Consider the following 24,127-nt stretch of genomic DNA (forward strand, 5'->3'; position numbering starts at 1 on the left):
ACACCAGTCAGGCGGTGAACACCAGGATGACGACGATCAGTGCGGCCAAGACGATGACGGCGACCATGCCGGTCATGGCGAGGGGAGCCCATGCGACTACCTTGTCGCGGGTGCTGGCATCGGCGGGTCCGGTCGGCATCCGCGGCGGCCAGGAGAACATGTCCATCGGACTGGGAACATTTCGCAGTGGCGTGTTCTGTTGCACTGCAGGAAGTCCGGTGACCGTGGAGCCGGTCAGGCGATTGCGGCGGTGTGGGTCGGCGAGTTGTGTGGTGCGGTGAGCCCAGGCCGGCACGGCGCCCTCGGACGAGTAGACGGGAGCGTCGATCAACTGATCGATCGTGCCGCCGCCGGTCGCGGCTGCGGCGAGCGCGTCGCGTGCCTGAGCCATCGTCGGCCGACGGGTCGGGTCCGGCTCGAGGAGCTGAAGGAGAACATCGGTGAGCGGTCCAGACTTGGTGGGTCGGTAGATCTCGGCCTTGGCGACACGATGCAGTAGGGCGATGGCGTCCGAGTCGATGCCGAAGGGCGGTTGGCCCTCGATCACCGTGTAGAGCGTCGACCCGAGTGAGAAGACGTCGCTGGCCTCGGTGGGGTCGTCGCCGCGGGCAACTTCGGGTGCGAAGTACGCGGGAGTGCCGGTGATGACCTCGTCCTGGGTGTCGGACACGTCGCTCTTTGCGCGGGCGATGCCGAAGTCGCTGATCTTGACGGTGCCGAGGGACTTGCCTCGGTCGGCGATCAGGATGTTGCCGGGTTTGATGTCGCGGTGGACGATGCCGGCGGCGTGCGCTTCGGTGAGTGCCGCAGCGATCTGTGCGCCGATCTGCGCGACTTCGAGTGGTGGCAACGTGTCGGCCAGGTTCATGGCCTGGGCGAGGCTGCGGGCCGGGAAGTATTCCATGACCAGCCAGGGTTCGCCGGACTCGATCGCGACGTCGTACATGGCGATGGAGTGGGGATGGGTGAGCTTTGCGGCGTTCCTGCCCTCGCGCAATGTACGTTCGCGGACCTCTTCGGCCGTTTCGGTGTCGAGGCCTTCCGTGCTTGTGACCTGTTTCACCGCGACGTCGCGGCTGAGGAGGGTGTCGCGGGCCAGCCAGACGGCGCCCATCCCTCCGTCGCCGATCTTGGAGCGGAGTCGGTACCGCCCCGCCAGCAGGTATTCGGGCCCGATGCCCCTCCCGGTCTGCTCTTGAGCTGTCACATCTCAAGGTTAATGGATTGATGCCACTGTGACGCTCGAGGCTCCTGTGAACTGGGTTTTTGGCTCTGCTTGACGTGTCGGGGGTGACACGGTTTACTGAAAACAGTTCGAAAATATGTTCGAAATTGCTGTTCGTTGGATGCATGTCAGACCCGACTTCCCCGCGGTTTGCCGGCTGGTTATGGATTGCTGCCGAGTGAGTTTTTCCGGTGTTCCGGAGGATGGGGATGACCGAGGTGACCGAGTTGGTAGAGCTGTCGGCAGATGCGGCGGGGTTGTCCCGTCAGGATCGGCTGGCACAGCTCCGCCGACAGATCGCGTCCATTCCCTCGCGAGGCGATACGTCGTTTTCGGGACCGAGTGTTTCCGGACCTGGTGTTTCTGTGGCTGGTGTTTCCGGGACAAGTGCAGCGGCCTCCGAGAGTGTTGCCGACCGGGACAGGCCGGTCGTGGACCGTGCGCACAAAGCCGGTGTCCTCCCGGTGCCGGAGGGTATCGCCGCATTGTTACCGCAGGGCGGTTTGGTGCGCGGAACCGTGGTGTCCGTCGAGGGTGCAGCGTCCTTGCTTTTGGGATTGGTCGCGTCGGTGACGGCGTCCGGAGGACATGTTGCAGTCATCGGGCAGCCTCGACTGGGATTGCTGGCGGCGTACGAGATGGGTGCGCAACTGGAACGTCTGGCACTCATTCCGGCGCCTGGGCCGGATCCGGTCGAGATCGCCGCCGTGCTGCTCGACGGTATGGATCTGGTGATTCTGGGATTGGCGGGTGCGTCGGTATCCCCGTCGCGTGCTCGGGCGGTGGTCGCACGTGCTCGGAGCAAGGGCTCGACTCTTGTTGTCACCGAAGGTCACTGGGACGGAGCCGAGGTTCGGTTGGACGCTCGGGTTCATGGCTATGGTGGGTTCGGTCAGGGCCGGGAGTTGGGGCGTGGACGGCTCAGTTCCCTGAGCCTCGCGGTTCGTGCTCGGGGGCGCTCGTTCCAGCCCCGGACCACGCGTCTGGACATCTGCAGTGCAGCCGGGCGGGTCGAGTGGGTACCTTCTCGGCCGGTCGAGGATGTGTCGTCGCAGGTGGTGTCGGAGCAGGTGGTGTCACTGTGAGCAGAGTTCTGGCGTTGTGGTGCCCGGACTGGCCGGCGGTGGCAGCGGCAGCGCTTGCCGATCTTCCGGCCACACATCCCGTCGCGGTCACTTCGGGTAATCGGGTGATCGCATGTTCGGCGACGGCTCGTGCGGAGGGAGTGCGACGAGGCCTGCGCCGACGCGAGTCGCAGGCTCGCTGCCCGGAACTGTATGTGGCGATGGCAGATCCGGAACGCGATGCAAGATTGTTCGAGCCGGTGGCCGCGGCCATCGACGCGGTGGCACCGGGCGTCGAGGTACTCCGTCCTGGTTTGTTGGTGCTCAGCGCGCGTGGTGTCAGTCGGTACTTCGGTTCTGAGGAAGCTGCGGCGGAACGATTGGTGGATCAGGCATCTGCTGCGGGTGTCGAGAGTCAGGTGGGGGTGGCAGATCAGCTGTCCACGGCGGTCATTGCCGCGCGCCGGGCAGCGCTGGTGCCGCCGGGGGAGGGGGCACGGTTTCTGGCGCCGCTACCCATGCCGGAGTTGGCGGCCGAACCCAGCCTGTCTGCACCGCATCGCGGGGAGTTGGTGGATCTGCTGCGCAGGCTCGGGATCAGAACCATCGGTGCTTTTGCGGATCTGCCGGCAGTGGACGTCGCTTCGCGTTTCGGTGCCGATGCGGTGCTCGCGCATCGTGCGGCGCGAGGTGAACCCGAACGGCCACCGTCGGCGCGGACACTTCCGCCGGACCTGGAGGTGGAGCAGCATTACGATCCGTCGATCGAGCGGGTGGATGCCGCAGCGTTTGCCGGGCGCGCCTTGGCGAGTCTCCTGCACGACAAGTTGTCTGCTGCCGCGGTGGCGTGCACCCGTCTGTCGATTTCGGCCAGTACGGGTAACGGTGAAAATCTTTCTCGGACTTGGCGTTGCGCCGAACCTCTGACGCCGGAGGGAACGGCCGATCGAGTGCGATGGCAACTGGATGGCTGGCTCACCGGGCGCAGTGAGACCCGGCCAACCGCAGGCATAGCCGTGTTGCGTCTGGAACCGGTGGAGGTGGTCAGTGCCGGCGCTTTGCAGTTGGGGCTGTGGGGCGGTGTCGGCGACGAGGAGGAACGAGCCAGGCGAGCATTGGTGCGCGTGCAGGGTCTTCTGGGTGGCGAATCGGTTCAGGTCGGTGTCCTGAGCGGAGGTCGAGGGCCCTTGGAGCGAATTACCTTGTTGCCCTTGGGTGACGAGCGGGTAGCTACCCATGATCCGACAGCCCCGTGGCCGGGCCGTCTGCCGCAACCGTCTCCGGGGTCGATCTTCGTCGACAATCCCAAGGTGTGGCTGGGGGATGTGGCCGGCAACGCCGTGTACGTCACTGAGCGCGGTGTCTTCAGTTCGCAGCCGGGAAGGCTGAAGTGGGGGAGCAAGGAATGGGCAGTGCAGGGGTGGGCCGGGCCCTGGCCGGTTGACGAGCGATGGTGGGACGCTGCCTCGGCACGCACGGCGGCACGGGCTCAGGTTCTGTTGGAGGAATCGCGTGCGCTGCTGATGATCTGTGAAGGCGGTGGATGGTCGGTGGAGGGTGTGTACGAATGAGCTCGCGGGTATAGCTAGCTGTACCCGCCTGGTCGAGTCGACTGTACGAACAGTAGGGGCGTTGGCACCATCGTCATGCCGTCGCTCGGCTCCTAGCGTTGATGACATTCAAAAAGTAACCGTTGCAATGATTCTCACCGTTGCAACTCTTTACGAGGAGTGTCATGGCAACGGCGGGTCGACCTGAAGTTTCCGGAACCGATCGACTTCACTACGAGCAGACGGAGCTGCACGACGCACAACTTCTGGCGTACGACGAGTCTGGCGAAGGCCGGATCGTGGAGGTGTTCGGCGATGTCGCCACAGCCGAGCACATCGTCATCTTCGTGCCGGGCAACGACAACGGATTGGGAAACTACTTCGACGAGAACCGTCCGACAGGACCACGCGCCAGCGGATGGACACTGGGAAGAATGCTCCGAACGCTCGGACCGAACGATCACGTCGCGGTGATCGTGTGGGTCGGTTATCGGACGCCGTGGGGATTTCTCGAGTCGTTCTCGCGGACACTCGCAGAACGCGGTGCGATCGATCTGGCGCGATTGACACGCATCCTGCCGCATTCGGCGCATGTGACGCTCGTCGGACACAGCTACGGGGCCGTGGTGTGCGGACTCGCCCTCCCGTCGGCGCGAGTAGACGATTGTGTGGTGCTCGGTAGCCCGGGGATGGGGACCAGTTCTCGCGAAGACCTGTGCTTTGCCGGAAATCTCTGGGCCGCGCTGGGGCCGTCGGACTGGATTCGGTATTTCCCACGCGTGAAGATCGGTCGCCTCGGGCACGGCCCGTCTCCAGTTCGGGCGCAGCACGGAGCTGTTGTTTTCGACACCGGTGCCATTCGAGGGCATTGTGGATACTTCGCCGATGCAAGCGAGTCGCTGCGCAACATCGCGAGGATCGGGCTCGGTCGCTACGACGAGGTCACGCGGCCAGGGCAGTTGCCGCCTCGGCTGACAGCTTCAGCAATCCACGAGGACAGGTCTATCCTGGGAACTCGTGAGTGTCGCTAACGTACGAAGTGCCGGCGGGGTCCAGATCAGCTACCGCGATTCCGGCTCGCATCCCAGTGTTGCCGATCTGCCTCCGGTAGTCCTCGTGCACGGGATGGGTGGCGACAGCGGTACCTGGGACAAGTTCGCGCGGACCTTGCGATCACGCAACCGGCGAGTTGTCTCGGTCGATCTTCGCGGCCACGGCCGGAGCGCTCGGGCGTCGTCGTATCTGTTCGACGAGTTCGCCGACGACGTCATGGACGTGTGTGATCATCTCGAACTCGATCAGGTGGATCTCGTCGGCCATTCGCTCGGCGGGCACGCGGCGTCGTTGATCGCGCAGAAACGACCCACCGTGGTGCGGAAGTTGGTCATCGAGGAAGCGCCGTTGCCGCTACGCGCAGGTGACGCAGAACAGGTATTCGCGAGGAAATTGCCGAGTGTGCCAGAACTGTGGCATGCAACAACAAGTCTGGTGCGGCATCCGCGAGCTGCGCTGACGTTCGATCGCTCGATGACGCGGTCCGCGCTCGAGCAGTTCCGCCGACCGGATCCGCAGTGGTGGGATCGGTTGCCGCTCATCGAGGCTGACATGTTGTTCCTGCGTGGAGGTCTGGGCGGGATGGTGGATCCCGATCGCCTCGACGCTGTTGCCGCCACCGTCGCGCGCTGCGAATTGGTCTCGTTCCGTACCGGCCACAGTGTCCATCGCGACGGCCATCGCCAATTCGAATCCGTTGTGTTGCCGTTCATTTCCTGAAAGCGCAATACTCGATCAGTTCCGGCAGGAACCCATCCGCTACGCGTGCGGCACCGAATGTACTTCCATGCATACCAACGGCAACGACTGGTCCGCACACGAATACGTCGACGCGGTAGCACGATCCGTTCACGGTGAGACCGTCCGATGGCCGCAGGGACCGAGTATGGATGCGGTGATCGTTCTGCCAGTTCATGCCCGAAACCATCCGGGGAAGAATGCGGTTCTGCTCTGGAATCACGACTTCGGTTGGTCGTGGGGTGTCGAGGAGGCTGACGTGCGAAGGACGATTTCGATTGTCGACCCTCTCGGTATCGGCCGGACACCGGATCCGCTGCGCTGCGCGGATCGAGTCATCGAACTGATCAGCGCCGAGGCAGTTTGCTCGCGCATGTGTAGCGAACACTGATTCGGTCAACTCTGGGGCCACAACGCCTCCGAGAGGACGACGCCCGTGAACCCAGAGAACGTTCCTGCCTCGCACTGTCATTCATTGCCGCGCCGGACGTTCCTCGGTGGCGTCGGTGCTCTTGTCCTCGCCGGAGTGGCAGACGTGGCAACCGGCGCGGCGAGCGCGGCGCCGGCGAAAGCATCGCCCGCCGATCGGTTTCCGCAGAAACCCAACATCGTTGTCATCATCACCGATCAGGAGCGCCGGCCGATGTATTGGCCGCAGGGCTGGGCTGATCAGAATCTGCCCAACCGCAAGAGGATTGCCGATCACGGGCTGACGTTCGACCAGGCAGTGTGCAATACCGCGATGTGCTCGCCCAGTCGTAGTACGTTCTTCACCGGCCTCTTTCCCGCGCAGCACGGGGTCACCAGAACCCTCACCGAAGGCGGCACTGTCTCACCCACCGAGCCACAGTTACAAGTCTCCGAGCAGAACATGGCAAAGCTGCTGGCGTCGGCCGGCTACAACGTTCAGTACCGGGGGAAGTGGCATCTGAGCAAAGGCGTCGAGGGTGGTGATCCGACAAGTGACGATGTAGCGGGATTCGGCTTCGAAGGGTGGATTCCCCCCGACGCGGGTCAGGACACCAATCCGGACCACTTCGGTGGCGGGTGCGCCGACCATGATCGCGGTGTTGCCGAGGAGGCAGTCGATTTCCTCTCCGGATCTGCGGTCGCATCCGGGCAGCCTTGGGCGCTCATCGTCTCGTTCGTGAACCCACACGACGTCCTCGCGTACCCCCAGACCTGGAATGCGATGAACGGAACGTGCGACAACTATGGATCGGACGCGCCAGGCGCCTTCGAGCTGGGGATCGACTTGCCGCCCACTTTCGACGAGATCCTGGCACTCAATCACAAACCGACAGCGCAGGTTCAGTCGGAATTGCTACTCGCAGCCGGGCTCGGGCCGCTGCTCGGGCCTGATCAGGCACGCAACTACATCAACTTCTACGCCTACATGCACAAGGTGGTCGACGAACACATCGGCAGCGTGCTCGACGCGATCGAAGCCACCCCGCAGATGCTCGACGACACCGTGATCGTACGGATGTCCGATCACGGAGAGATGGGGATGAGCCACGGAGGTTTGCGGCAGAAGGTGTTCAACGCCTACGAGGAAACGCTGCGCGTTCCACTGGTCATCAGCAACCCCTTGCTGTTTCCCGAACCCGTTCGCACAGACGCCTTGGCGTCGTTGATCGACGTGATGCCCACTCTCGCCACTCTCGCCCAAGCGCCAGCGCGTGAATCGTGGAACTTCTCGGGTACCGATCTGACACCGGTCATCGTCGACGCTGCCGCCTACCCCCACGGTCCCAGCGCGCAGGTTCAGGACACGATTCTGTTCACCTACGACGATCAGAATTGTGCGACGCCCGACGGTCAGAACATCGTCACCCAGCCCAATCACATCCGCTGCATCCGGGAGAACCGATGGAAGTACACGATGTACTTCGATCCTGCGGGAGTTGCTGCGCCGCAATACGAACTCTACGACTTACAAGCCGACCCCTTGGAACTGAACAATCTCGCCAATCCGCTCAATATCGGCTCGTATCGGCCGGATCTGGCGGCTCAGATGAACGCCAAGCTCTTCGCAGTGATGGAGACCAAGGGCGTTTCTCTGAAGGAATAGATCGAATTTCGCCAAAACTGATTCACGTTTCAGTTCTGCGGGCATGCTGATGGGGCATCTGTCTTCGGTTCGGGAAGAAGGAATGTCATGACTGTCACCTCGCCGGGGCGAGAAGGTTTCAGTACTCTTCGGTCGGGAGGGTTGAACTGGGATTCGTTCCCACTCCGATTGTTCACCAAGGGAAATGCCAAATTCTGGAACCCAACCGACCTCGATTTTTCCCAGGACGCTCGTGACTGGCAGGAGCTGACCAGCGAGCAGCAGCGCAGCGCCACCTTCCTGTGCGCGCAGTTCATTGCCGGTGAAGAAGCCGTCACCGAAGACATTCAACCGTTCATGAAAGCGATGTCGACCGAGGGGCGATTCGGCGACGAGATGTACTTGACGCAGTTCTGTTTCGAGGAAGCCAAGCACACCCAGGTCTTTCGGCTGTGGATGGACGAAGTGGGATTGACCAGCGATCTGCATTCCTACGTCGCTGACAATCCGTACTACCGGCAACTGTTCTACGAGGAGTTGCCTTCGTCGCTACGCATTCTCGAGACGGATCCGAGTCCGGTCAACCAGGTGCGTGCCAGCGTCACGTACAACCACGTCATCGAGGGCAGTCTGGCGTTGACGGGCTACTACGCCTGGCAGAAAGTCTGTGCGACGCGCGGAATCCTGCCTGGCATGCAGCAATTGGTGCGAAAGATCGGTGACGACGAGCGACGGCACATGGCTTGGGGGACGTTCACCTGCCGAAGGCACGTAGCTGCCGACGATCACAACTGGGACGTCGTCCAGCAGCGGATGGGTGAACTCATGCCCATGGCACTCGGAATGATCAACTGGGTCAACGATCAATTCGAGGTGCAGCCGTTCGGTTTGGACAATCAGGAGTTCCTCGAGTACGCCGCAGACCGTGCGCAGCGCCGACTTTCGGCGATCGAGTCCGCGCGCGGGCGCGACGTCGCCGAGATCGACCTCGACTATTCGCCGGAGACCCTCGAGGAAAAGTTCGGGGCGGAAGATGCCGCTGCGATGAGTGAGGCGGCCAAATGACAGCGAATTCTACTGGGGCCAAGCCGAGTTCTGGATGACCTCGACAAAATCGATGTGCCGAAATCCCGGCACAAAATGTTCGAGTACGTCAGCGTTGACCGTCCCGAATGTACTTTCGGGACGGTGCTTGAAGCCTTCGGTGAAAGCCTTCAAGATCTGATTCTTGAAATCCGGGCGCGGGTGAGCCTCGGTGACGGCGTCAATGTCGGCCTGGTCGAGTTCGCTGTATCCGATTCCGAGTACATCGGTCTCCACACCCGCTGTCACCAAGGCGATTTCGGGTTCCAATCGGGAGGGGATCTCGGGCGTCGTGTGCAGAGCGATGCCTTCCCACACTGTGCGGATGTCGGTTTCGTCGACTCCGTAGCCGGTGAGGAATCGCCGCGCTTCGTCGGCGCTGTCCAATTCGAAACGTGACGTACTGTCCCGGAATTTCTCGGTGAGCCCCAGGTCGTGGAACATGGCGCCGACGTAGAGCAATTCGGGGTCGGCCTGCAGGCCCAGACGCGCTCCTTGAAGCGATCCGAAGAGGAAGACACGTCGCGAGTGGTGAAACAGTAACTCGGACGCCGTATCTCGTACCAGCTCGGTGGCGTCGGCAGCCATCTTCGAATCGGGGATTTTCACACCGGCAATGATCGTGGTCATCGGTACCTGCTTGCTCGTCGTTGCTGCGAATTTCTCGGTCTATCCCAGTGTCGGTCGAGCACGCCCGCGGGCGCACCCTGATCTCGGCCATACTGTCCACAGATCAGGACGAAGGAGAGCGCATCGTGACCGCAGTGCATCGAGTTGCCGTCCTGGTGTTCGACGGCGTCAAACTGCTCGACGTCGCAGGTCCGAGTGAGGTGTTCGCGGAAGCCAATCGCGGCGGGGCGAACTACGAGTTGGTGATCTGCTCGGTAGGTGGACACGATGTCGACTCCTCGACCGGGATGCGCATTCCGGTCGACCGTGACGTTGTAGATTCCGGTTCTTTCGACACGTTGCTGGTCATGGGTGGAGACGTGTTCCCGTCGACGCCGGTGAGTCCGGAACTGCGCGAGGCAGCGAGCGATCTGGCGGGGCGTTCGGGCCGGGTTGCCTCGATCTGTACCGGGACATTCATTCTTGCGGCGAGTGGATTGCTCGACGGACGCCGCGCAACGACACATTGGCAACACACGGCAACGCTGGCGCGCGCCTATCCACAGATCACGGTGGTTCCTGACGCCATCTTCATTCAGGATGGCGCGGTGTTCTCGTCTGCGGGTGTGACCGCGGGCATCGACCTCGCGCTCGCATTGCTCGAGCGTGATCATGGTGCAGAAATGGCTCGACGCGTCGCACAACTTCTGGTGGTATTTCTCCAGCGTCCAGGCGGACAGTCACAGTTTTCGCCCTCGCTCAGTGGGCCGCGGCCTCGGGTCCCTGCGCTCCGAGAAGTGGTCGACGCCGTCGCGGCCGATCCGGCGGGGGAGTATTCGGTCGAGCAACTGGCTGCCCTGGCGCACCTGAGCCCGCGTCATCTGACGAGGCTCTTTCGCGAAGAATTAGGGACGACGCCGGCCAAATACGTCGAGTTGATCCGTTTCGACGCTGCGAAGGCGCTCCTCGATGCCGGCCACTCGGTGACCGAAGCCGCGCAGTTGGCGGGATTCGGCAGTTCGGAATCCCTACGACGAGCATTTTCGACTCATCTCGGAATCTCGCCCCAGGTGTACCGTCGTCGGTTTCAAGCGTTCGGCTAGGACTGACTTTCGTGCTTGCCTTGTGGCGGGCTCATGCCCTGCTTGTCGAGCCAGGCAAGGCTGTAATCGGCGATCTCACGCCAACCGTGGTCGATGGTCAGCGAGTGACCTCGGTCGCCGAATACCTTGTATTCGTTGATCGTCGGGGCCTTGGCGTACTTCTTGAACGAGCTGTCCGAACTGGCCTTCGGTACTGTGCGATCCTTACCGCCGCCGATCATCAGGAGGGGGCCGCGGCGGGCGTTGAAATCCACTGCAGCGGGGCTGTGGGGCGCGAAGTTGGCGAGTGCTGCCTCGAACAACGGCCGTCCGGGGGCGGGAATTGCATACTGCTCGAACAGGGCGTCGGACTCGTCCTGGGACACGGCGCTGGCGAAGGACTTGTGGAACGATTTTCTGTTGTGTGAGTAGGCCTTCCGGTAGTTGCCAGGGTTGGACAGGACAGGGAACACGCTTCCAAGCTGAACGAGAGGAAGTTTCAACACACCTTTGGGCTGAGCGGGGTCGATGGCAATTGCCGCGGTCGCCAACTTCTGGCCCAGCAGTTTCTGCGCGATCAAACCTCCGAACGAATGCCCGACCACGATCGGTGGTTCGTCGAGATCAGCGATCACCTTGGCGTAGTGGTCCGTCACGTCGTCGATGCCGTGTCCCGCGATGTCCTCCGGGTGTTCGCGCGTCTCACCCACCGTGGACGCATCCCCTGGCCATCCGGGTGCCATCGTGGAGTACCCCTGCGCGTTGAAAACCTGCGCCCAGGGATCCCACGTGGTCGGGTGCATCCAGAGTCCGTGGATGAACAGAACAGTCGGGTTGGACTTGGGCGACATGCGCGCTCCCCGCTATCGGACCGATGATCGATACGGGATGCCCGCTTTTTACAACCTCACGCATATTTTGTGGAGCTTTTCCGTCGGGTCATCCCGTTCTGTTGTTCGAAGATGGCACGATCGTGGCATGGCACCAACCGGCTCCGCGAAGGCGATGGCACTGTGGACCACCGCTTTTGTTGTCTCACAAGCAAACATTGCGCGTTTACTCGGGCCGGTGGCTCCTAAGGTATTGGAAGTGCAGACGGCGTTTTCCGCTCGTCGGTACCTCGAGATCTTGGACTCCATGGATGCGGAGGCCACGGCGCGATTTCGTAGTCACTACTACCCGGACTTCGTACATCCCGCGATCTACGCGATGGCTTTGCGGTCCGCAGGCAAGCGGCTCGGAGAGCGGGTTCCCCTTTCGGCCGCAACTCGGCGTGCGCTTGCCGTAGCGCCGGTGCTGTCGGCGGCGGGCGATTATGTCGAGAACGTGGTCGGCCTCCATTTCCTCGATCATCGCGACAGCATCACCGACTCGAGGGTTCGCGCCGCCTCGACGGTCAGTATTGCCAAATGGGTACTCGCACTCGGAACTTTCGGATATTTGTCGCAGGGTTTTGTCAGAGTATGGGTATCGCGAAAATGAGGAGCACTGATGGCAGTCGAACTCGGTACCGAATACTTCGCTGACGGAGAAGAGTTCCGTCGATGGCTGTGCGAGAACCACGAGGCGGTCCCCGGGCTTTGGCTGAGAATGGCCAAGAAGACCTCGTCACACAGTTCGATCGACTACGACCAAGCGTTGGACGTTGCCCTGTGCTTCGGCTGGATCGACAGCCTCTCCCGGCGAATCGACGACGATTTTTTCGTGCAGAAGTTTTCGCGTCGCACTGCGCGGAGTCCGTGGTCCAAACGCAACGTCGAGATAGTCGCCCGCCTTGACGCTGCGGGACTTCTCGAGCCATCCGGCATCGCTGAGATAGAGAAGGCCAAGGCCGACGGTCGCTGGGATCGCGCGTACGAGGGAGCAGCCAAGGCCGAGGTCCCGAAGGACTTTCTCGATGCGCTTGCGGAAAACCCGAAGGCTCGCGAGTTCTACGCGACGCTCAATTCCACGAATCGATTCACCATCGCGTACCGACTGCAGGAGGCAAAGCGTCCGGAGACACGCGCCAGGCGGATCGAGAAGTTCGTGAACCAACTCGCGGAGGGCAAGAAATTCTACTGAGCTGACTGGGATGGCTGATCGACTTTCAACGTGGCTGACACAATAGGGCTCGTGATCGAAGCCGAGACCTGTTCCGCGCTGTCTGCTGTTGACGAACCGTTGGCAGGCAGCGCTGCCGTCGTGCGGGGTTGGGTATGCCTCGAATTCAATGCCGCTTGGGGCCGTGACGTGCTGGACGGTACGGCCTTGGGGGAGGAGCTTGCCGCCGAGCTGAGTCGGCGAGCTGATGCTGCCGACGTACGAATCATGTTCATTCGGCGACCAGGCCGCACCGATCCGCTGACTGATGGGCACACGGTCTTGCTCGCGCGCTCCGATCCGAGCGACTCGTGGTGCGAACGGTTGCGCATCGATTCACCGGCTGATCTGCTCGACATCGATTTCGCGCTACTCGACGGCCCTCCACCAGGATTGGGCGACTCGGTGGACGAGCCAGTCGTCTTGGTTTGTGCGCACGGTAAGCGTGACCAATGCTGCGCTGTGTTCGGCAGGCCGATTGCCGCAGCGCTGATGTCGTCCTTCGGACCCCAGGTGTGGGAGTGTTCGCATACTGGCGGGCACCGATTTGCGCCGTCGATGATCCTGCTGCCGAGCGGCAATACGTACGGCCGTCTGTCCGCTGGTGAGAGTGTCACGGCCGTGGAGGTGGCTTCCCGAGATCAGGTCCATTTGCCAGGCCTGCGTGGACGGAGTTGCTGGTCTCCTGCGGGGCAGGCTTCGGAAATTGCCGTACGACAACAAATAAGCTGCGGAATCGACGACTTGGCTGTCATCGAGCAGGCCAGTGACGGGACATCCGTCGTCGCACATGTGGACGGCCGGCGATGGGCCGTGGAGACGGCAGTCTCCGAACTCGCGCCGCGTCCACCGAGTTGCGGCGCGGCACCCAAACCGGTCAGGCCAGTTGTCGTCACGTCGATTCGAGAACTGTGATTCCCTCGTCGGTTCCATACGATCAGTCTCGATGAATGCGATCACATGGGCCGGCAGGTGGCGCAGAGGATACGGACTCCATCAGATCCACAGTCTGCTGGCGTGACAAGCGGATTCGGGACTTAGGCAGCGGCGGTTCGGGGGAATAGCGGCACCGTTGCAGGTGCGAAGTAGCATCGCAGCTATGACTGTCGATCTGGTTGCACCTGACGAGGCCTTGTGGGTGTCCTGGTTGGAGTCGCGTGACGAGTGGGGCGGACCGCAGGCGGATCAGCCCGGCTCGGCACTGGGAGTTGCGCAACGTCTAGATCTCGATCTTGCCTCCCGGGATGGATTCGGGCAGTGGGTGCAGGAGTTGTTGGCGCAGCCAGAGGCAGTGCCGGGGCCCGACATTGTCCCGGCAACCAACTGGTGGATCGTTCGAGACGGCAGGTACCTCGGCGCTATCCAGTTGCGGCACAGCTTGAATGAGTTCTTGGCCGATGTCGGTGGTCACATCGGCTATGGGGTCAGGCCGTCGGAACGCCGGAAAGGTTTAGCGTCGGCTGCTCTGCGGGAGGTGCTCACGTATGCAGGCGACCCGGTGGGGCTCAGTCGCGTCCTGATTACCTGCGACGAAACGAACGCGGGTTCACGTAAGGCAATCGAAGGGTGTGGTGGTCTACTCGACAGCGTGCGCCCAGCTGATCAGTTGTCGCGCAACCTCGGTCACACGGGGGATACGCTTCGCTACTGGGCAGTCACGGGCCGGTCGAGCGTCAGTTGACCGATGTCTGACCGTCAACGGGAAGCCACGGTCGCAGGGTAGGCGACACGGGCAGCGATGCTTTCGCTGAGGTCTTGGATTTCTGCGGCGAGGGTATCGCGGCGCTTCGTGTCCGACTCGTGAACGAATGTTGTCGATCCCAGTGTGGCACCGCAGTATTCGATGATGCCGCGCTCGATCTGTGTCTGGAAGGCCTCGTACACACCGTGGCGTTCGAAACTTTCCGCGTCGTCACCCGCGACAGGGATCAGGTGGACCGTGAGTCGGTCCAGTTTCTTCACGAATTCGCTTCCCGGGGTGAACTCGTACGCCCATCCGCTGACGAAGACTCGATCGATCCAACCTTTGAGTAGTGCGGGCATCGACCACCAGTACATCGGAAACACGAGAATCAGATCGTCTGCTCGATCGATTCGGTCCTGCTCGGCTACAACGTCGGCCGGGGGAGTCCCCTTGCCGCGGAACAGGTTCACATCGGCTTTGGAGAATCGGGGATCGAAATTCTCGGCATGTAGGTCCGCGATGTCGACATCGCCGCCCAGGTCGCGGATCGCGTCGGCGGTAGAACGGGCGACATGCTGGGTAAGTGACTGTGGATCGGAGTGGGAGACTACGACGAGTGTGGTCATGAGCGTTCCTTCGGTAGATGGTGCGCTTATGTACTAAGAGTAGGTTACTATTGGTATATAGCGCAAGGAGGTGTCCGATGGCACGAACGAGACTGTCGCGAGCCGACAGGTACGAACAACTCGTGGAGGTGTCGTGGGCACTGGTGCGAGAGGAGGGCGCGGATGCGCTGACCCTCGGCCGGTTGGCTGAACGTGCCGGCGTTGCAAAGCCGGTCGTCTACAGCCATTTCGCCTCCCGCGCTGCGCTGTTGGCGGCCCTCTTCAAGGAATTCGACGATCGTCAGACGGTGATGCTCGGGGAATACCTCGAAGCTGCGGAGGAGTCTGTGAACGGGCGGGCGAATGCCATCGCCGACTCCTATGTCGGATGTTCACTGGCACAGGGGCGTGAACTGACGGGAGTGCTTGCAGCGCTGGAGGGCTCGCCCGAGCTGGAGCAGGTCAAGCGCGAGTCGGAACGCGCCTATTCAGAGCGTTGTCGCGAGGTGCTGGCTCCTTTCAGTGCCGACGGGCTTGGACAATCATCGATGACTGCGATATTCGGTGCTGCAGAGGCCCTCTCGCACGCGGCGGTAGTCGGAGTGCTCTCGCCCGAGGACGCCAAAGGTGAACTTGCCGCGCTGATCGTCGCGGTTGTCGGCAGGCCATCACTGACTGGGTAGTGCGGTGCAGCCGTGATCTCATCGCCTACAGGTGCCCATCCAATTCGAACCGCTCACGCACGGAGTCGGATGTCGCCGCCAGGGTGCTGACGAACGCGTCAATGGCAGGAGCGAGCGGAGGTTTCCCGAAGGTTGCGACGGAGACAGTGCGTCGCTCGCCGCGAATGCGGTGTGCGCGGATACCCGGGTTCTGATGTGCATGGAGAGCGAGGGCGGGAAGGGTGCTGACTCCGCTTCCGGAGGCGACCAGCGCTTGGACCGCGACGTAGTCGTCGGTCTCGAACTCGATCCGTGGAACGAACCCAGCTCGATTGCAGGCGGTGAGAAGGTGGGCGCGGCAGCTCGGACAGCCTGCAATCCAGGTCTCACTGGCGTAGTCCGTGATCTCGTTGGCGGCATCTGCATTCCGCGCAGAGGTGATCAGGTACAACGGATCGTCCAGCAACGTCGTTAGGGTGACGTGCTTCAGCCCCACATCCGGGGTATCCGCGTGTGCGAAAACGACAGCTACGTCGACGTCGTTGTTACGAAGCATTGCAAGTGCTTTGGGTGGTTCTGCATCAACGAGGCTGATGGACACGTCGGGGTACTGGGATGTGAACGCTGCCATCGCCTGCGGAATCAAACTCGCCAGGGCTGACGGGAATGCGGCAAGTCGTACCCGCCCCGCCCTCAGTCCCGCGTACGTTTCGACTTCGGCTACGGCAGCGTCGACGTGACCGAGAATTTCCGTGGCGCGCCGAACCAGTACCGCACCGGCATCCGTCAGACGAAGCCCACGACCGGCTCGCTGGAACAGCGGAACTCCGACTTCCGATTCGAGCTGTCGAAGGTGGTGACTGATGGAGGGCTGCGCGTAACCGAGCGAATCGGCGGCGGCTGTCACCGATCCTTCCTGCGCGACAGCGACCAAGACCCTAAGCCGAATTAGATCGAGCATGACGAAATCATAGAGGATTTCGATGCTTTCGACGAAAACATGTATTGGACCTATGAATCAGTGTTTGACAGGGTGATCCACATGGCACAGGCACCTGATCTCGCGGCAACAACCGGGCTACAACCACCCACTTGGGCGGACATTCAGCGTGCAAGTCAGGTTGTCCGACGCCACCTACCGGTCACGCCCCTGATATCGCACCCGACCTTGGGAGCGGGCTCGTGCAGCCAGTTGTTCGTCAAACATGAGAACGTGCAACCCACAGGTGCGTTCAAGGTTCGCGGTGGACTGAACCTGGTGGCTGGACTCGATGAGCCGACGCGGGCCCGAGGCATCATCGGCTACTCGACGGGAAATCATGCTCAGTCCCTGGCGTATGCCGCAGCGGATGCGGGCGTGCGGTGCGTAATTGTGATGCCGGCTGGGGCGAATCCGGTCAAGGCTCACGCTGTCCGCATGCTTGGGGCCGAGCTCATCGAGCACGGCGCAAACTTCGACGAGGCACGCGCTCACGCAGACTGCATCAGCGAACGTGACGGCCTGCGTCTCGTCAGCGCCGCCAATGAGCCGGCAATCCTCGCCGGTGTTGCCACGGCGTACGTCGAACTCGTCGAGCAGCAGCCAGATCTGGACGCCGTGGTCGTCCCAGTCGGTGGTGGCAGTGGTGCGGCGGCCGCTTGCCTCGTCGCCAGTGCGCTTGCACCGCACCTGGAGGTGTTCGCGGTGCAGTCGGAGGCCGCACGAGCGGCGCACGACTCGTGGACTTCCGGCACCTGTGTCGAGCGCCCGAACGCCACTCGTGTCGAAGGGCTCGCGACCGGGGCCGGATTCGCATTGACTCAACGCGTCATGCGAGAACGGCTAGGTGGTTTCTTGCTCGTCACGGACGATGACATCACCCTCGCGCAGCGGGCTCTCCTTTTCGACGCACACACTTTGAGTGAGGGCGCCGGTGCGGCCGCACTTGCTGCGGTCTACGCACATCCGAACACCTTCGCGGACAAGCGCGTTGCTGTTGTCTGCACGGGCGCCAATGCCTCCGAGAGCGAGATCCGCAGGGTCGTCAGCTAATCGATAACACGATCGGAAGAATGTGTAGTGGCAGGGAACTGACGCGCGAAGCTGTTCTCGCGTCAAACTCGTCCGGATATCGCATCACGCCGGTCTTCAAGGTGCACGGCACTGCGCACAAATCGCGTCGCGAACTTTTGCGATAGGTTCCCAGATATGAAACAGTCCGGGGTTGCTGTTGTCGATCACCATCAGTTCGTTGTCGGATCGAGGGACGCCGAAACCTACGAACCGTTGGAAACGGGCAGTGCAATGGAAGTAGGCCCAAATTTTGTCACGATCCTGACCGGTATCGCGTATGGGCCGGTCGCGTTAACCGTCGAGGTATTGGACTACGTACCAAGAGAACTCGATCCATCTGCGGTGTGGGAGGTAATAGAGGAAGCGACGATCAAAATCAGCAAACCTGTCCGGGTTGTCACCATGGATGGAGAGCTCTCGTCGGACTTCACGCGAGTGTCAATCGGCAAGGGACTGCACACATTCCGTGTTTCTGGCCTTGGCCGCGACAGCAACTGGGATCTCACAGTGACAGAACCCGTGGAGTCCTACTTGCTGCAGGTGTGGAAGGCTACCTATCCCGCTGCCATGCGAAGACTTCACAAAACCGATGCCGCTTGGGACCAGGAGATTGTCACTCACAAGGTTCGCAACTTCTGGGATCCTGATCCGGCAGGAGATGCGACCCTCTACCTGAAGTACGGCTACGAGCAGATGGCGACGTGGGCCAAAGAGGAGGCAATCCGATGGGGAGGACGCCCACCCACCGACAAACTGCGAGGCCAGCCATATGCCAAAGAGTTTGCGGGCCACGACAGGATGCTTGTTGATGCGATGGTTCGTTGCCGAGGGCCAAAGCTGCGGCGAATCGCGGCATGGTCAGCGCGCCGGGCGTACACGATCGCCGGAATCGTCGAGATCGAATGGATCCGGGCCGGTCTCGACGCGTTGGACAACGGCGATCCACTGCCGTACCCGTTCGACAGTAGGACCGGTGCGAATGTTTGGGACACTTTTCTGGCGGAATCGCGCATCGAAATGTGGACCACAGACGACACCGGAGAGAAACACGCGACGATTGCTCTCGTCGCCCACCGCGCGTTGGTCGATGCCAACATGGAAGAACCATTGTCGGCCGCTTTCAACGGACTGCGGACTGCGGCAATTGCCGATGGGCACAACTATGTGCAACTCATTGCCGACCTGCGCCGTGAGTTCTTTCCGAAGCTGGCACCAGCCGACGAGTACGAGCGCTGGATAGGGCACAGCGTTTGATCGTCTGACCATCGCCGTACACCCGCACGGAATGTGGCGGCCCACCTGGATCCGACCCACTCGACATCGCCGTAGCCAAGGGTATTTCGGCCAGAAGCATTGTGCGACCAGGTGCTGTCCGCGGCTGACCTACTGCACTTGGCTCCGGGCTGCGTCTGGTTGCTCATGCAGCGCCAACTATTCCGGACCCTTGGGGTGCAGGAGTTCAGTGATGCTTATATGCCCGGCCTTGGGTTCGTTCGGAAGGCTGACCGGCACAAGCCCCATGCTTTCCCGACGCTCGTTGACCGAAAAGACGTACTGGGCAAATTCAGGTTTGACGTGCACGTCCGGAAACCGTGCGCGAAGTTCGCCCACGATCCGATAGCCCTCGTCGTACCAGTCGAAAACGTTGATCCCTGGACGCCACCTCGGTCGCATCGCGAAGCCGTCGATCTCGGTCACAAAGAACTTTTGGAAGCGATCAGTCCACGCCAGTATCTTCTCTCCGAGTTCGTCGTCGATCCCCATTTGGCTCGGGAGAACGTATGCCTGCGGGAACCGTTGCGGCGGGACGACAATCAATTCCTTCGACGGCCATAGTGAACTGGGATGGCCATGGTCAGGATAGATTCTGATGACTAGCACTGCAGATCCCTTGCGGTGGCCAACACGCTACGAGGCGAAGTCACACCACCGGTCACCAGTGCGTTCCGGGCACGAGTCGGGCGGCGCGTCGGCCGAGTTTGCGGATGCGCGAGCGTGAATGGCGCTGACGCGACGGTGTTGCCGAAACGTCTGACGGAGTTTCTTTGTCTACCTGCCCCTTTGCCGCCGGGGAGTCAGGGAAGGCCTGGTACATCTGGTTGAGAATCCGGTCCTTGGTGTGCGGTGCGAACAAGGTTCCCAGATCACCCAGAGTGCCCAGTGGCACGTCGATGCGCTTGGGGCGTTCGATCAGCGCGCGGATCACCATTGCCGCAGCCTTTTCCGGGCTGGTGATCGGGCCGTTGTTGTATTCGCCGGTCGGAGCGATCATCGGCGTTTCGACCAGCGGCATGTGGATGGTCGTGAAAGTGATTCCGTCCGCCAGGGTTTCGGAGGCAGCTACGTCGGAGAAACCGTCGAGGGCGGCCTTGCTCGCCACGTAGGCCGAGAATCTAGGGGTTGCCGCCTGGACTCCCGCGCTGCTGATGTTCACGATGTGACCGAAGCGGCGAGAACGCATGGTGGGCAACAATGCGAGCACCAATCGCACAGCGCCGAAGTAGTTCACGGCCATCGTTCGTTCGTAGTCGTGGAAACGATCCGTGGAATGGTAAATGCCGCGCCGAATGGATCGGCCGGCGTTGTTCACCAACATGTCCACGTGATCATGTTCTGTCAGAATGCTTTTGATCGTGTGCTGGACCGACTCGTCGTCGGTGATGTCGCAGGGATAACCGAACGCTTTGCCTCCGGTTGATCGAATCTCCTGTACCGCGGCATCGAGTTCGTCGGTGCGGCGTGCGATCAGGAGAACTGTGGCGCCTTTCTGGGCGGCGGCGATGGCAGAGGCCTTGCCGATTCCGGACGAGCCACCGGTGATCAGGACTATCCGACCGACCAGTGGTCCTTCGGGATGGTTGCGACGTGCGCGATTGGGATCGAGGTTTGCGCGCCAGTACTTCCACAAGACCGTCGAGTAGGAGCCGAACTCGGGGACCGTCAGGCCTGATCCGGCGAGGGCGGCAACGGTTCTCTCGGAGGTGAAGGTCGGCGCCATCGTCATGTTGTCGAGCAACGCCGCAGGCATGCCGATGCGATCGAGGAAGACTTTTCGTGCCGATTCTGCCGAGTCCATCGGCAATGGCGAGACAAAGGGTTTGGCGATCACGCCCGGCAGGCTGAGCGCGGGCCGCGGTGCTCCGGCGGCCTTGGCGAGGCCGGCATAGATTTCGCGTACCGGTTGAGGTTTCGGATTGACGAGATGGAATGCTTCGCCGTCACGGCCGGGCACATGCATCAACTCGACGAGGGCAGCGGCCACATAATCGACCGGCACCACGTTGGTTGCCCCGAGGTTGGGGATCGGGACAGGTAGTGCTGCAGGTAGTTTCGCGAGTAGCGCCAGACCTGGGAACAAGTAATACGGTCCGTCGATCTTGTCCATCTCTCCGGTGACGGAGTTGCCGACCACGGCAGACGGCCGATAAACACGCCAGGTGAGGTCTTCTCGTTCTCGAACGAGCTTCTCGGCCTCGAACTTGGTTCGGTGGTACGGCGTCGGAAAGCCTTGGCCGCAATCGAAATCGGTCTCGCTGAACGTGCCCGGATAGTCGCCTGCGACTGCGACCGATGACACGTGATGAAGGGTGGCTCCCAGTTTCGCAGCAAGTTCGACCACGGAGCGTGTGCCCTCGACATTCGTCGAAGCCTGCTCGTCTCCGGCCGTGATGTCGTAGATCGCGCCGAGGTGAAGGACGTGGTCGGCCGGCGGGGGAGAGTCGATGCCCAGCTCGGGCTCGGTCAGATCGCCAACGAGCGGATGCACTCGATCGCCGCCGGGAATTGCCGACACCTGTGCTTCGAGTTTTGCGACAGAACCCGCTCTGACCAGCACGTGGATCTGAGCAGTTTCATCATGCTCGAGCAGGAGCGGTAGTACAGCTCGTCCGAGGAACCCGGTGCCGCCAGTGACGATGTATGTGGCCATGGTCGGTAACTTACTCCAAAGTAAGATCGACGGCTAGAGGGAACCGGACATCAATGCGTCATGACGCCATCCTCGGTGTCGAAGTCGATGCCCGCAGTGATGATTCCGGAAAACAGGAACGCGACGGCAAGTGCAAGAGCGGGGATTGCAAGGATCCATTCGAAAATTGTCATGCTCCAAGTCTGACGAAATCAGCTTCGGAGAACATCGCCCTGCGGAGCGATTTAGGCGATCGGGCAGTCATCCTCGAGGACGACTGCCCGATCAGGGAAATCCACTAGTGCGTGATCAGTGGCCCGAAATCAGTGGCCGATGCCGACCTTCGCGTGAACTTTTTTCATCCAGGCCGGAGCCCACCAGTTCGCTTCGCCCATCAACTTCACGAGCGAGGGCACGAGCAACATGCGGATGATGGTCGCGTCGACGATCAGCGCGACGATCATGCCGACGCCCAGGAACTTCATCACCGACAACCCGGACATCGCGAATGCCCCCGTCACCACGATCAGGAGTAGGGCGGCGGCCGTCACGATTCGGCCGGTGCGTTCGGTTCCGAACTTGACTGCTTCCTCCGTCGTCGCTCCCGCGTTCTTGGCCTCGACCATCCGGGACATCAGGAAAACCTCGTAGTCCGTGGACAATCCGAACACCACCGCCAGGATGAGCACGACGAACGTCGCCTCCAGCGGAGTTTGACTGACCCCGAGGAGTTCGACGCCGTGACCGTCCTGGAAGACGAAGGTGAGGACACCGAAGGTGGTCGCGAGGCTAAGCGCGGCCATCAGTACCGCCTTGATGGGCAGGACCACCGAACCGAACGCGAGGAACAACAGGATCAAGGTGGATCCGACCATGATGAGGATCATCACCGGCAACCAGTGCAGGACGGCGTTGTTGCCGTCGTCGACCATGGCTTGACCGCCACCGACAAGCAGCACTGTTCCGTCAGGAGCGGAGATCGCACGCAGATCTGTCACTGCGGTGCTCTGTGATTGGGATGTAGAGCCCTCGCTGTAGAGAGCCTGAACCGCGATGAGTTGATTGGTGCTCGCGACGACGGTCGCCTGACCGATGCCCTCGACCTGACCGGCGGACTCGGCGATCGCTGCACCTTCGGCCGGGGTGAGAGTGTTCCCGTCCTCGGCCTGAAGGATCATCGTCGCGCCGTTGCCGGTCTGCGGGAAGTCGTTGACCAACGTGTCCATTGCGACGCGAGCGGGGTCGTTGTCCGGGAGTGCGGTGTACGAGAGTTCTCCCAAACGGGCACCGAGCAGCGGCGAGGCCATCACGAGCAGCACGGCCACGATCGTCACCGAGACCGCGACCGGACGCTTCATCACCCACGTGACGACGCGGCCCCAGAACTTGCGCGAGCGTTCCTCGCCGCGTTGCGCCGCATCCTTGCGCCACGTCAGGGCGTTGATGCGATGCCCCAGAATGGCAAGCAGCGCAGGCACAGCGGTCAGCGACAGAACTGCCGCGCTCAGTACTGCTGCGATCGCACCGAAACCCAAAGACCGGATGACGGCCTGCGGGAAAACGAGCATGCCGCTGAACGCGCAGATCAGCAGCAGACCCGAGAACATGACGGTGCGACCCGCGGTCAGAACTGTCCGCTGCGCAGCCGCTCCCGGGTCCGAGCCCGAATTCAGTTCTTCACGGAACCGACCGACCACGAACAGTCCGTAGTCGATTGCAAGTCCCAACCCGAGAAGAGAAGCGACGTTGATCGAGAACGAGGACACATCGGTGATCAACGTGAGGATTCGCAGAACCGCCAAGGCGCTCAAGACACTGAGTACACCCACGAATACCGGAACCGCCGCAGCGACGATGCCGCCGAAGATGAAGACCAACAGCACCAGAGTGATCGGAATGGCGATGGCTTCGGCGACCACCAGATCCTTCTCGAGCTTGGTGTTGAAGGCAACACCGACGACGGTATTGCCCGCGAATTGTGCCTCGGCACCTTCAACTTCGAGCTTCGGCAAGAGATCGGCGAAAGTGGCCGGTGTGACGCCCGAGTCCGGTGCCAACGTGATCGCAACGGCCGCCATGGATCCGTCGTTCGAGAGCAGGCTGGCCTTGGCCGCGGCGTCTGTTCCCCAATACGACTTCACCGACGCGGTCGGCACTTCCGTTTTGAACTGGTCGACGGCGGCCGTCACTGCCGGCCCGATGTCGTCGAGGGTCTTACCGTCTGTGGGTGAGTAGATCGCGATGATGTCCGGGGTCTGCGGTCCGAGATTGTCTTCGATGATGTCCGCAACCTTCGCGGAGTCGCTGCCCGGATCGATGAAGCCGCCCTGGCTGAGCTTGCCGAACACTCCGAGTCCCCACACCCCACTGATGAGAACTATCAGAACCGCGAGGCTCAGTACCCACCATTTCCGGGCGACGACGGTTTGGGCCCAGCGTGTCATGTATCAACTCCGGTGTGTGGGGGCGTCTGGCCAGATCGACTGTAGTGGGCGTTTGGTCTTGAATCGGAAACGTCATGCATACTGCTCGAAGCACTTGCAAGCCACGCGTGTGGGGGAAGCCGGTCCGAATCCGGCGCTGACCCGCAACGGTAGGTCGATTCTCGGTAGTCACCGAGCGTCGGCAAGCCCGATTACCCACCGCGCGGTGTGCGACATCCATTCGTCGTGGTCTA

24 protein-coding genes and 1 riboswitch are annotated in these 24,127 nt (G+C 61.8%); of the genes, 15 read left to right on the top strand and 9 right to left on the bottom strand.

Translation table 11 applies throughout. The annotated features are described in order from the left end of the window. Window positions 1-7: 7 nt before the first annotated feature. Window positions 8-1,207, bottom strand: a complete 1,200-nt coding sequence (locus GJB56_RS02650) for a serine/threonine-protein kinase (protein ID WP_020906948.1) — start codon at window positions 1,205-1,207, stop codon at window positions 8-10. 227 nt (window positions 1,208-1,434) lie between these two features. Here GJB56_RS02650 and GJB56_RS02655 point away from each other — a divergent pair, with 227 nt between their 5' ends. The 7 genes from GJB56_RS02655 to GJB56_RS02685 all read left to right on the top strand — a co-directional run bounded on the left by GJB56_RS02655 (window position 1,435) and on the right by GJB56_RS02685 (window position 8,748). Next, a complete protein-coding gene (locus GJB56_RS02655; RefSeq protein ID WP_070796128.1) occupies window positions 1,435-2,310 on the top strand; it encodes a hypothetical protein in 876 nt (291 codons plus the stop codon). Continuing rightward, window positions 2,307-3,860 (top strand): DNA polymerase Y family protein, encoded by a 1,554-nt coding sequence (locus GJB56_RS02660; protein WP_029254945.1) that lies wholly within the window; start codon window positions 2,307-2,309, stop codon window positions 3,858-3,860. Before GJB56_RS02655 ends, GJB56_RS02660 begins: the two co-directional genes overlap by 4 nt. Window positions 3,861-4,024: 164 nt before the next feature. Continuing rightward, window positions 4,025-4,870, top strand: coding sequence for an alpha/beta hydrolase (locus GJB56_RS02665; RefSeq protein WP_070386830.1), 846 nt, complete (start codon window positions 4,025-4,027; stop codon window positions 4,868-4,870). Continuing rightward, window positions 4,857-5,612 carry an alpha/beta fold hydrolase gene (locus GJB56_RS02670; protein WP_019747611.1) on the top strand — a complete coding sequence of 252 codons (756 nt, stop codon included), beginning with the start codon at window positions 4,857-4,859 and terminating at the stop codon, window positions 5,610-5,612. Before GJB56_RS02665 ends, GJB56_RS02670 begins: the two co-directional genes overlap by 14 nt. 67 nt (window positions 5,613-5,679) lie before the next feature. Beyond that, window positions 5,680-6,021: a DUF6292 family protein gene (locus GJB56_RS02675; protein ID WP_020906953.1), complete on the top strand. Its 342-nt coding sequence runs from the start codon at window positions 5,680-5,682 to the stop codon at window positions 6,019-6,021. Between the two features lie 45 nt (window positions 6,022-6,066). Next, entirely contained in the window at window positions 6,067-7,704 is a 1,638-nt protein-coding gene (locus tag GJB56_RS02680; protein WP_113683070.1) for a sulfatase-like hydrolase/transferase, read from the top strand. Between the two features lie 87 nt (window positions 7,705-7,791). After that, window positions 7,792-8,748, top strand: coding sequence for a R2-like ligand-binding oxidase (locus tag GJB56_RS02685; protein ID WP_019747614.1), 957 nt, complete (start codon window positions 7,792-7,794; stop codon window positions 8,746-8,748). A 9-nt stretch (window positions 8,749-8,757) separates the two neighbouring features. On the opposite strand, the gene GJB56_RS02690 is transcribed toward GJB56_RS02685, so the two are convergent. After that, window positions 8,758-9,396 (bottom strand): HD domain-containing protein, encoded by a 639-nt coding sequence (locus tag GJB56_RS02690; RefSeq protein ID WP_113683069.1) that lies wholly within the window; start codon window positions 9,394-9,396, stop codon window positions 8,758-8,760. A 125-nt stretch (window positions 9,397-9,521) separates the two neighbouring features. On the opposite strand from GJB56_RS02690, the gene GJB56_RS02695 reads away from it, so the two are divergent. Next, complete coding sequence (locus GJB56_RS02695; RefSeq protein ID WP_029254948.1) at window positions 9,522-10,478, top strand: GlxA family transcriptional regulator; 957 nt, start codon at window positions 9,522-9,524, stop codon at window positions 10,476-10,478. Here GJB56_RS02695 and GJB56_RS02700 read toward each other — a convergent pair. Beyond that, window positions 10,475-11,308: an alpha/beta hydrolase gene (locus GJB56_RS02700; protein ID WP_019747617.1), complete on the bottom strand. Its 834-nt coding sequence runs from the start codon at window positions 11,306-11,308 to the stop codon at window positions 10,475-10,477. The genes GJB56_RS02695 and GJB56_RS02700 overlap by 4 nt on opposite strands. Before the next feature lie 127 nt (window positions 11,309-11,435). On the opposite strand from GJB56_RS02700, the gene GJB56_RS02705 reads away from it, so the two are divergent. From GJB56_RS02705 to GJB56_RS02720, 4 genes are all read left to right on the top strand, one after another. After that, window positions 11,436-11,939, top strand: a complete 504-nt coding sequence (locus tag GJB56_RS02705; RefSeq protein WP_019747618.1) for a hypothetical protein — start codon at window positions 11,436-11,438, stop codon at window positions 11,937-11,939. A gap of 9 nt (window positions 11,940-11,948) precedes the next feature. Continuing rightward, window positions 11,949-12,521: a YdeI/OmpD-associated family protein gene (locus GJB56_RS02710; protein WP_113683068.1), complete on the top strand. Its 573-nt coding sequence runs from the start codon at window positions 11,949-11,951 to the stop codon at window positions 12,519-12,521. Window positions 12,522-12,551: 30 nt separating this feature from the next. Continuing rightward, a complete protein-coding gene (locus GJB56_RS02715) occupies window positions 12,552-13,454 on the top strand; it encodes a sucrase ferredoxin (RefSeq protein WP_442792703.1) in 903 nt (300 codons plus the stop codon). Between the two features lie 184 nt (window positions 13,455-13,638). Beyond that, a complete protein-coding gene (locus tag GJB56_RS02720) occupies window positions 13,639-14,220 on the top strand; it encodes a GNAT family N-acetyltransferase (RefSeq protein ID WP_070386833.1) in 582 nt (193 codons plus the stop codon). 14 nt (window positions 14,221-14,234) lie between these two features. Here GJB56_RS02720 and GJB56_RS02725 read toward each other — a convergent pair whose 3' ends face one another. Further along, window positions 14,235-14,849, bottom strand: a complete 615-nt coding sequence (locus tag GJB56_RS02725) for an NAD(P)H-dependent oxidoreductase (protein WP_020906960.1) — start codon at window positions 14,847-14,849, stop codon at window positions 14,235-14,237. Between the two features lie 77 nt (window positions 14,850-14,926). On the opposite strand from GJB56_RS02725, the gene GJB56_RS02730 reads away from it, so the two are divergent. Continuing rightward, window positions 14,927-15,511, top strand: coding sequence for a TetR/AcrR family transcriptional regulator (locus tag GJB56_RS02730; RefSeq protein ID WP_020969094.1), 585 nt, complete (start codon window positions 14,927-14,929; stop codon window positions 15,509-15,511). A 25-nt stretch (window positions 15,512-15,536) separates the two neighbouring features. Here GJB56_RS02730 and GJB56_RS02735 read toward each other — a convergent pair whose 3' ends face one another. Beyond that, window positions 15,537-16,397, bottom strand: a complete 861-nt coding sequence (locus tag GJB56_RS02735) for a LysR family transcriptional regulator (RefSeq protein ID WP_230091123.1) — start codon at window positions 16,395-16,397, stop codon at window positions 15,537-15,539. Between the two features lie 135 nt (window positions 16,398-16,532). Between GJB56_RS02735 and GJB56_RS02740 the strand changes: the two genes are divergently transcribed. Further along, entirely contained in the window at window positions 16,533-17,522 is a 990-nt protein-coding gene (locus GJB56_RS02740) for a threonine ammonia-lyase (protein WP_195849577.1), read from the top strand. A gap of 156 nt (window positions 17,523-17,678) precedes the next feature. Next, on the top strand, window positions 17,679-18,797 hold the full coding sequence (locus GJB56_RS02745) for a transposase (RefSeq protein ID WP_113683066.1): 1,119 nt from the start codon (window positions 17,679-17,681) through the stop codon (window positions 18,795-18,797). A 177-nt stretch (window positions 18,798-18,974) separates the two neighbouring features. Here the strand turns inward: GJB56_RS02745 and GJB56_RS02750 are convergent, their stop codons facing one another. The 4 genes from GJB56_RS02750 to GJB56_RS02760 form a co-directional block, all read right to left on the bottom strand. Further along, the gene (locus tag GJB56_RS02750) at window positions 18,975-19,424 is read right to left on the bottom strand and encodes a hypothetical protein (RefSeq protein ID WP_230091124.1); all 450 of its coding nucleotides are present in this window, start codon (window positions 19,422-19,424) and stop codon (window positions 18,975-18,977) included. Between the two features lie 52 nt (window positions 19,425-19,476). Further along, on the bottom strand, window positions 19,477-21,471 hold the full coding sequence (locus GJB56_RS02755; protein ID WP_113683064.1) for an SDR family oxidoreductase: 1,995 nt from the start codon (window positions 21,469-21,471) through the stop codon (window positions 19,477-19,479). 50 nt (window positions 21,472-21,521) lie between these two features. Further along, on the bottom strand, window positions 21,522-21,644 hold the full coding sequence (locus GJB56_RS31895) for a hypothetical protein (RefSeq protein ID WP_019747629.1): 123 nt from the start codon (window positions 21,642-21,644) through the stop codon (window positions 21,522-21,524). A 129-nt stretch (window positions 21,645-21,773) separates the two neighbouring features. Beyond that, window positions 21,774-23,894, bottom strand: a complete 2,121-nt coding sequence (locus GJB56_RS02760; RefSeq protein ID WP_113683063.1) for an MMPL family transporter — start codon at window positions 23,892-23,894, stop codon at window positions 21,774-21,776. 69 nt (window positions 23,895-23,963) lie between these two features. Beyond that, a riboswitch (cobalamin riboswitch) is annotated at window positions 23,964-24,111 on the top strand. The last annotated feature ends 16 nt before the right edge of the window (window positions 24,112-24,127 follow it).

The sequence above is a fragment of the Rhodococcus sp. AQ5-07 genome, assembly GCF_009707305.1.
GTDB classification, from domain to species: domain Bacteria; phylum Actinomycetota; class Actinomycetes; order Mycobacteriales; family Mycobacteriaceae; genus Rhodococcus_F; species Rhodococcus_F erythropolis.

Bases quoted from the DNA above. Each gene is read 5' to 3' on its own strand.
- GJB56_RS02730 (WP_020969094.1), top strand. From the start codon at position 14,927: ATGGCACGAACGAGACTGTCGCGAGCCGACAGGTACGAACAACTCGTG.
- GJB56_RS02760 (WP_113683063.1), bottom strand. From the start codon at position 23,894: ATGACACGCTGGGCCCAAACCGTCGTCGCCCGGAAATGGTGGGTACTG.
- GJB56_RS02710 (WP_113683068.1), top strand. From the start codon at position 11,949: ATGGCAGTCGAACTCGGTACCGAATACTTCGCTGACGGAGAAGAGTTC.
- GJB56_RS02740 (WP_195849577.1), top strand. From the start codon at position 16,533: ATGGCACAGGCACCTGATCTCGCGGCAACAACCGGGCTACAACCACCC.
- GJB56_RS02745 (WP_113683066.1), top strand. From the start codon at position 17,679: ATGAAACAGTCCGGGGTTGCTGTTGTCGATCACCATCAGTTCGTTGTC.
- GJB56_RS31895 (WP_019747629.1), bottom strand. From the start codon at position 21,644: ATGACAATTTTCGAATGGATCCTTGCAATCCCCGCTCTTGCACTTGCC.
- GJB56_RS02655 (WP_070796128.1), top strand. From the start codon at position 1,435: ATGACCGAGGTGACCGAGTTGGTAGAGCTGTCGGCAGATGCGGCGGGG.
- GJB56_RS02690 (WP_113683069.1), bottom strand. From the start codon at position 9,396: ATGACCACGATCATTGCCGGTGTGAAAATCCCCGATTCGAAGATGGCT.
- GJB56_RS02720 (WP_070386833.1), top strand. From the start codon at position 13,639: ATGACTGTCGATCTGGTTGCACCTGACGAGGCCTTGTGGGTGTCCTGG.
- GJB56_RS02705 (WP_019747618.1), top strand. From the start codon at position 11,436: ATGGCACCAACCGGCTCCGCGAAGGCGATGGCACTGTGGACCACCGCT.
- GJB56_RS02685 (WP_019747614.1), top strand. From the start codon at position 7,792: ATGACTGTCACCTCGCCGGGGCGAGAAGGTTTCAGTACTCTTCGGTCG.
- GJB56_RS02755 (WP_113683064.1), bottom strand. From the start codon at position 21,471: ATGGCCACATACATCGTCACTGGCGGCACCGGGTTCCTCGGACGAGCT.
- GJB56_RS02725 (WP_020906960.1), bottom strand. From the start codon at position 14,849: ATGACCACACTCGTCGTAGTCTCCCACTCCGATCCACAGTCACTTACC.
- GJB56_RS02700 (WP_019747617.1), bottom strand. From the start codon at position 11,308: ATGTCGCCCAAGTCCAACCCGACTGTTCTGTTCATCCACGGACTCTGG.
- GJB56_RS02675 (WP_020906953.1), top strand. From the start codon at position 5,680: ATGCATACCAACGGCAACGACTGGTCCGCACACGAATACGTCGACGCG.
- GJB56_RS02665 (WP_070386830.1), top strand. From the start codon at position 4,025: ATGGCAACGGCGGGTCGACCTGAAGTTTCCGGAACCGATCGACTTCAC.